5 protein-coding genes are annotated in these 7569 nt (G+C 36.3%); 3 read left to right on the forward strand and 2 right to left on the reverse strand.

The window, feature by feature from the left end:
- The first annotated feature begins 6 nt into the window (after positions 1 to 6).
- Both lipB and ACFSQ0_RS01130 read left to right on the forward strand, forming a co-directional pair.
- On the forward strand, positions 7 to 717 hold the full coding sequence (gene lipB / locus ACFSQ0_RS01125; protein WP_379042954.1) for a lipoyl(octanoyl) transferase LipB: 711 nt from the start codon (positions 7 to 9) through the stop codon (positions 715 to 717).
- Positions 714 to 1925 carry a bifunctional alpha/beta hydrolase/OsmC family protein gene (locus ACFSQ0_RS01130; protein WP_379042957.1) on the forward strand — a complete coding sequence of 404 codons (1212 nt, stop codon included), beginning with the start codon at positions 714 to 716 and terminating at the stop codon, positions 1923 to 1925. Before lipB ends, ACFSQ0_RS01130 begins: the two co-directional genes overlap by 4 nt.
- A gap of 3 nt (positions 1926 to 1928) precedes the next feature.
- Here the strand turns inward: ACFSQ0_RS01130 and ACFSQ0_RS01135 are convergent, their stop codons facing one another.
- Together ACFSQ0_RS01135 and ACFSQ0_RS01140 are read right to left on the reverse strand one after the other, a co-directional pair.
- Positions 1929 to 4400: a hypothetical protein gene (locus tag ACFSQ0_RS01135; protein WP_379042960.1), complete on the reverse strand. Its 2472-nt coding sequence runs from the start codon at positions 4398 to 4400 to the stop codon at positions 1929 to 1931.
- 34 nt (positions 4401 to 4434) lie between these two features.
- Positions 4435 to 5034: a ribonuclease HII gene (locus ACFSQ0_RS01140; protein ID WP_379042964.1), complete on the reverse strand. Its 600-nt coding sequence runs from the start codon at positions 5032 to 5034 to the stop codon at positions 4435 to 4437.
- A 96-nt stretch (positions 5035 to 5130) separates the two neighbouring features.
- Here ACFSQ0_RS01140 and ACFSQ0_RS01145 point away from each other — a divergent pair, with 96 nt between their 5' ends.
- On the forward strand, positions 5131 to 7080 hold the full coding sequence (locus tag ACFSQ0_RS01145; protein WP_379042967.1) for a putative porin: 1950 nt from the start codon (positions 5131 to 5133) through the stop codon (positions 7078 to 7080).
- Positions 7081 to 7569 lie beyond the last annotated feature (489 nt).

Below are 7569 nucleotides of genomic sequence, written 5' to 3' on the forward strand. Positions count from 1 at the left end.
TAAGAGATGCAAAATAAATCAATTGCTGTAACAGAACTAGGATTCAAAGATTTCAAGGAAACTTGGAATTTTCAAGAACGTTTATTTCAACAAATCATAGATACAAAGGTGGCCAATAGACGTGAAGATAAAGATGATGAAACAAAAAATCATCTTCTTCTAGTAGAGCATCCGCACGTTTACACCTTGGGTAAAAATGGAGATGCAAAAAACTTGTTACTCGATGAAGCTAACTTAAAAAACATAGGTGCGCGTTTTTATAAAATTAATCGAGGCGGCGATATTACCTATCACGGGCCAGGACAACTGGTAGCTTATCCTATTTTAGACTTAGAAAATTTTTTTACCGATATTCATAAATACCTTAGGTTTCTTGAAGAAGTGGTTATTTTAACTCTGGACGAGTATGGTATTAAAGCGCAAAGGAGCGAGGGCGAAACAGGTGTGTGGTTAGATGTGGGTACTCCTTTTGCGCGCAAGATCTGTGCTATGGGGGTGCGTGCTAGTAGATGGACCACTATGCACGGACTGGCGCTCAACGTGAACACCAATTTAGGTTACTTTGACCATATTGTTCCGTGTGGTATAGAAGATAAAGCGGTTACTTCGCTACACGTTGAGTTAGGAAAGGAAGATATTCCGCTGGCAGAAGTGAAAAGTATAATGCTTAAACATTTTGAAAAACGGTTTGAAGCACAATTGAATTATGATTTATGAACACCCAAAGAGTAACATTCAACAATAGAGAAGGCCATAGCTTAAGAGCTCATTTAGATCTACCTGCTTTTGCAAAGCCTAAGCAATATGTATTATTAGCACATTGCTTTACTTGTGGTAAAGATTTAAAAGGCTTTAGAAACATAAGTAAAGCGCTAACTCAAAATGATTTTGCCGTATTTCGGTTTGATTTTACAGGTTTAGGGCAAAGTGAGGGTGATTTTGCTGAGACTACTTTTTCTAGCAATATCACCGATTTGCTAGATGCTGCAGCATATTTAAAAGAGAATTACCAAGCTCCAAGTTTGCTGGTAGGACACTCGCTAGGAGGAGCAGCAGCTATTTTAGCGGCGCGCCACTTATCTACTTTAAAAGCTTTGGTTAGTATTGGCAGTCCCAGTCATACTAGTCATGTTAAAAACCTATTTGGTACTGCGCAAGAAGAAATACAGGCAAAAGGGGAGGCGCAGGTGGTGCTAGCCGGACGAAAATTTACCTTTAAACAAGAATTTATTAAAGACTTAGAAGAGCATAATCCGCTTAAAGCGTTAAAAGAATTGCGTCTTCCTTATTTGAATTTGCATGCGCCCCACGATGAGGTAGTTGCTATTAAACACGCACAAGAACTTTATGTAGCCGCCATGCATCCTAAAAGTTTTGTGAGTTTAGACAGCGCAGACCATTTGCTTTCAGATGAAAATGATGCTGTTTATGCGGGACAATTAATAGCATCTTGGGCCAAACGCTATCTCCCAGAAATAGAAAGTGAAGTAGCTCAAACACAAGATTCGGCTACCGCAAATTTGCATGTAGAAGATGGGTTTACTACTCACATGCAAGTAGGGAGTCATTATTTATTAGCCGATGAGCCCACAAAGGTTGGAGGAAAAAATAAAGGGCCTAATCCTTTTGAATTTTTAGCAGGAGGGCTTTCAGCATGTACTGCCATGACTTTACGGATGTATATTGATCATAAAAAATGGCCAGTAGATCAAATTAATGTGCTCACCCAACATCATAAAATAGAACGAGAAGAAGCGGGCGAAAGCATTAAGCAAGATTTGTTTAAACGAAAAATTACTTATAGAGGGAGTATAGATGCTAAACAAGAGCAGCGACTACTTGCGATTGCCAATCGTTGTCCCGTACATAAAACACTAACGAGCGTTTCTGAAATCGAAACCGAAATAAATCAACAAAACCATTAGGTTTCAATTAAGATGATAAATTAAAACACTATTTTTTTCACCCTGTACAATTAATTCTAACTTACCTTTAGCATCAATATTTTCTATGCTTGCGCGAGAATTACCGTAAACAGGGAAACCGGGTAGCAGTTCTCCGTTTTTATCAAAAACATAGACTTTTTGTGCCTGGGTATCGGTTATGGTAATATAGCTTTGTTTATTGAATTCAAAAATAGCGGGTTGGGTGTACAAACCGTAATCAAGTTGAATACGCTTATCATTTATAAGCAATTCGTTTTCGTTGCTAATGGCCCAAGTACCATTTTTAAAAGCAGCAGTATGATTATCTTGTAAACCTAAATCCTTCCGCGTAAGCTTAGCTTTTTCATCAATTAATATTTTACCTTTGGTATCTAAACTGCTAAACTTATTTTTTTCCACTTGCCACTGCGCTGAGCTAAAATCTATTTTCTCTTTAATTTTTAAGCGCTCTTCACCAGTACGACTTAACAGGTGTAAGCTTCCACTTTCTTCGGGTATACTAATGTAATCTCTAGATTCAATGCGTAAATGATTAGGCGTGTTTAAGATAGGCGATGAGGTGGGTTTCATTTGAAAGCCTTTTACCTGTTTTCCGTTTTTATCCCACATTAAAACTACATTGTTTTGGGTGCTTACAAACCTATAATTGTGGTTGTTAGCATAATCAAATACGCCCAAGGCTTGGGTTTGTGGCGATTTAAATTGAAGGGGAAAGGGTTTTACCGATTTACCATTTACCGCCAGAATATGCAGTTGATGTGGAGTGGAAAAAGCGATTTGCAAACGGCTGTTGTTATAAAGATCTACTACTTGAGGTTCTCCTAAGATGGGTCCTTCTAGCGCTTTGCTAAAGACAAGCTCTCCTTTGTAATTGAATACTTGTAGCAAATGATCTATGTCTTGAACTGCAATATATTGCTCACCTGTACGCCAGTAAGGGAAGAAAAAAGGAGCTTTGTTAATGGGTTTCTCTGTTTTTATGGTGCCTACCTGTATGGCGTTTTGATTACCGCTTGGGCGATTAATTTTTTGCATAACCATATGCACGTGAGCAAAATTTGTGTCATATACCAATTGCGTGGCAGTTATAGGAAACCCATTGGTTTTTATTTGCTCTATATCTTTTGTAAGGTTTGATTTAAGCCTATCTTTTAGGAGGTTTTTGAAGTTATCGTTTAAACTTACGCTAAGTATACTCGAATAATCGCTTAGCGATGAAAGTGTTTCTTTGTAATAGTTTTGATTGATTAAGGTAGACTCGTTTAAATAATTGGCTATAATATGCTCTATACTCGCTATTTTTTCAGCAAAGATGAGGTGATTATCTAAAAAGCAGTAATAACTTAGTTTCTTTGCCGTGATTAAAGGATAGAACTGTTTTCTAAACAAGTCAGCATTATCAAATTTAAAAATATCTATAGATCTAAAATTTTTGCTTACTTGCGTATGGGCCAATAAGGCTTCTTTACTTAAACTAATATCTAGTGCTCGCGCTGCAACAACATCCCCTTGAGGCAAGTGTATACTACCAATTTCTACTAAAGTTTCCGCTAAACTGAGGCTGTCTTTGGTTTTAGAGTTCTTTTTTTCATTACCTAATGCTTCAATAAGTTTTTTGCCTTGGTCAAAAGTAAAACTGGTGTAAGCGTAGGCATTTAAGGGGACTACTGCAGCCAATTCACTATGTTGTGGTTTAACCGAAGCAAAAGCATCTATGATGGCTGATTGAGCAGAAACAGCCTGTGTAATACCATCTAATTGAATTTTTTCTGGTTCAAGACTAATCTCTAGAATGCTCCAGCCCGTTAAACCTTTCAGGTTATTGAAAGAACGCGTAAAATGCTGATCAAAATGCGCTATAACCTCTGGGAAATTAAAGAAAAGTGCAAATTTTGCGCTAGCACCGGTTTCATAAATTTTTTCTAGGCCAGCTGGTTGCGGAATGGGTGTTGCAAAATTTCTTATAATGTTTTCAAGCACTAGTTTTGAAGTACTTACCACAAAAAGTTGCTCTAATTGTACCGTGTAAGCTTCAACTTTATTTAAGGTATAATGCTTTACGGTAGCATTATCATAGGTGTAACTAGTAACTTTCTTGTCTTTGATTTTATCAAGATCAACTAGTTCTGGGGTATGCTTGCTAAGTAATGTGATGGCAGGGCGGTCTTTACCAGCTGGGGTAAAGCAAATCAAGCTCTCTTCTTCTAATTTTAAATAGTTATTGTTTAAAAATGATTGTGTAAAATAAGTCAAAAACCCATCATATTCCTGTTGCTTCAACCACTCTTGATTATTTAATTGATTGATAAAAAGGGAAAGATCACTTGTTTTTAAAACCGCAAACGTTTTTGGGGGTATGGCTTCAAATAAATCTTTTTGAAGCTGCTTTTCTTTTCGGCAACTCGACAGTAAAATGGAAAAGGTTATAAATAAGTATAATATCTTTCTATTCATCTTAGGCGTAACTTGTTTAAACAAAATTATAAAATTATAAGGCTAAAGTATATTGTTCTGGTAATAACCTAAAACTTTTTCTGTGATATGGGCTGGCTCCATGCGAGCGAATAGCAGCTCGATGTTCTGCAGTAGGATAACCCTTATTCTTGGCCCAATTATAAATAGGGGCTTGCTCATGAATTTGCAACATATGTTGGTCTCTAGCAGTTTTAGCCAAAACAGAGGCCGCAGCAATATTTAAAAATTTGGCATCACCTTTTACAATGCATTGATGCGGGATTCCATTTATGGGAGTAAACTTATTGCCATCAACAGCAATAAAATCTGGCTTGATACTAAGTTGCTTAATGGCTCGTCGCATAGCCAATAGCGATGCCTGCAAAATATTTATTTCATCTATTTCTTGTTCACTTACGTGTACTATGGCAAATGCTAAAGCTTCTTTTTTGATGATAGGGCAAAGTTTTTCGCGCTGGGCGGGTGTTAGTTTCTTGCTATCGGTTAAAAAAGCATGTTTAAAATTTGGCGGCAAAATAACCGCTGCAGCGGTAACAGGACCAGCAAGACATCCGCGCCCAGCTTCATCGGTTCCGCATTCGTAATTATGAGTACTATATTGTATTGGTAGCATAGTACAAAAATACAAGATAATTAAAAAGAAGTACTTATAATTTGATAAATCCTGTTTAACAAAAAAATGATACTTTTGCCTTACTTAAAAAGCACTATGTTTAAGAATTTATTCCTTTTACTAATTATTCTCTTTGGCCAAAATATTTGTGCACAGACGCTTCGTGGTAATGCTGGTCAGTTTGGTAATAGATCAGACCAGATGAAGCAAAAATCGGTGGTTGACAATCGTGAAAAGCCGCCCATTACAGATTATAAAATAATTAGTCATACTCAGGATACCACTTTTGTAGATACTACACTTAGCATTGCTAAATTTTATAAATACAATTACCTGCGTAAAGATAATTTTGACAAACGGGCGTATTCAAACATAGGGGAAGGATATACGCAACTAGCTAATAAAATTAAGAATAATGCGATATCAGATATAGGGATGCACGCAAAACAACACCCAATTCTAGGTTTAGAAGATGTGTCCTATTATCACGTACCCACCCCGTTAACCGAATTGTATTTTAAAACTACACTGGAGCAAGGGCAAAGTTTAGATGCCTTTTTTACCTCAAACATCAGTAATAAGCTTAACTTTTTTATAGGGTATAAAGGTTTACGCTCGCTGGGTCGATACAAAAACAACTTGACCAGTCAAGGAAGTTTTAGGCTTGGTGGTAGTTATACGAGCGATAATAAACGTTATGTATTGAAGACACATTTTGTTTCTCAAGATTTGAGTACTCAAGAAAACGGCGGGCTAACGAGCCTAGCGATTGAACAATATAAAAGTAAATCGGATGAGTTTGATGACCGCACCCTACTGGCAGTCAATTTTCAAGATGCCGAAAGCAAGTTTTACCACAAACGTTTTGTACTCGATCAAACCTATCATCTCATTGCCACCGATAAGAATGCAGGAGCTGGTGCCTTATCGCTCAATCATTATTTTAATTTCACAGACAAAGAGTACAACTATTTTCAACAAAATGCCTTTGACGGATTTGGTGCTAGCTTTACGGAATTAAAAATCAACAATGAAACCGAATACCAACAGCTAAACAATGCTTTTAACCTAGCATCAAATCTTAAAAACATTGGCTACCTAAAAGCCGGATTGGAATATAGTCATTTAAATTACGGCTACAGGCGCAAGGTTGTTCTCAATGCCCAGACAATTCCAAATAATTTAAAAGATGATATTTTGCAGTTCAAAGCTTTATATTCTAATCAGTTTAATCAAATAAGTTTACAAGCCAACTTGGTGGCCAAGATACTAGGAGAGTATGCTGGAAATATATTGGATGCCGAAGCAGCCTATCATTTTGGCAAAGAAAATAAATTTGGAGCTAATTTGCTTATAGAAAAAACGAGTCCAGATTTACAGTACCATATGTTTCAAAGTGATTATAAAGCATACAATTGGCGCAAAGACCTAGATGAAGTAGAACAGCAAAAGTTTACTGCTTTTCTGCAAATGCCCAAGTGGGTTAATATCGAAGCTTCTTTTTCTCGAATTAAAAATCTAACCTATTTTGAATTTTCAGATAGCCCACAAGCCATTTCAGATTCTGTTGTTAGTGTAACTCAAGCATCGTCTAAAACCATATATTTTGATGTAAAAGCGAATAAAGAAATTGCTATGGGGTCTTTTAAATGGGATAACACCTTATTATTTCAAAAGGTAACTCAGAACAACGAAGGGCTCAATCTTCCCGATTATGTTTTTAGGAGCACACTATTATTTGAAGACAATTGGTTTAAAAATGCCTTGTTTTTACAAACGGGCTTAATGCTTAATTACGCTTCCCAATTTTACGCCGATGCTTACAACCCTATAGTAGGTAATTATGTAGTGCAGAATAAATGGGAGATAGACGTAGAGCCACAAGTCGATTTCTTCTTTAATGCCAAAATACAACAAACCCGTCTATTCTTTCAATTAGAAAATGTATTAGACGCATTCACAACCAATAATGCATTTGTTGCACCAGGTTTGCCTTCTCGTGATTTCAGTATCCGATTTGGTTTGGTCTGGAATTTCTTTTTGTAGAAGTTGCTTAGCTATATCTAGATAATTTATCTTTTTAAGAATAGTTGTTGAATAGTTACCCCTTCGCTTTCGCGGAATTATTCTCGTTACCTATTATTAATTGTACTAACATATATAGGAGGGAAGCGGGTTGATCATTATTTAACCCTGAATTTTTGAATGAGGAGTTAGCCCTTTTTATAATAGCATAATTTAAGTCTACCTCCATTTCCATAAACTTGGATAGAAACTTTAAAAAAACTTTAGGTGGTTAAATCACTTGTTAGCAAGCCATTAGTATTTCATTAAAAAATAAATCAAAAAAAAGCCCATAAAAAGTTTGCGCAATGGAATAAAGGTTCTACATTTGCACCCGCAAACGACGCAAGTCATTGTAAGTTCATTAAAAAGCGAAATAGTTTAGTTTAGGGGTTGTGAGATAAAGAAAGACTTTTTATCTTTGCCTTCTTAAATAAGCTAAGCGGTTGTCAAAAATAAATTTTAAAAAAA

It is taken from the genome of Mesonia sediminis, assembly GCF_042684705.1.
Lineage (GTDB): Bacteria > Bacteroidota > Bacteroidia > Flavobacteriales > Flavobacteriaceae > Mesonia > Mesonia sediminis.

Coding starts and splice junctions, on each gene's coding strand:
- lipB (WP_379042954.1), top strand. CDS start 7: ATGCAAAATAAATCAATTGCTGTAACAGAACTAGGATTCAAAGATTTC.
- ACFSQ0_RS01130 (WP_379042957.1), top strand. CDS start 714: ATGAACACCCAAAGAGTAACATTCAACAATAGAGAAGGCCATAGCTTA.
- ACFSQ0_RS01135 (WP_379042960.1), bottom strand. CDS start 4,400: ATGAATAGAAAGATATTATACTTATTTATAACCTTTTCCATTTTACTG.
- ACFSQ0_RS01140 (WP_379042964.1), bottom strand. CDS start 5,034: ATGCTACCAATACAATATAGTACTCATAATTACGAATGCGGAACCGAT.
- ACFSQ0_RS01145 (WP_379042967.1), top strand. CDS start 5,131: ATGTTTAAGAATTTATTCCTTTTACTAATTATTCTCTTTGGCCAAAAT.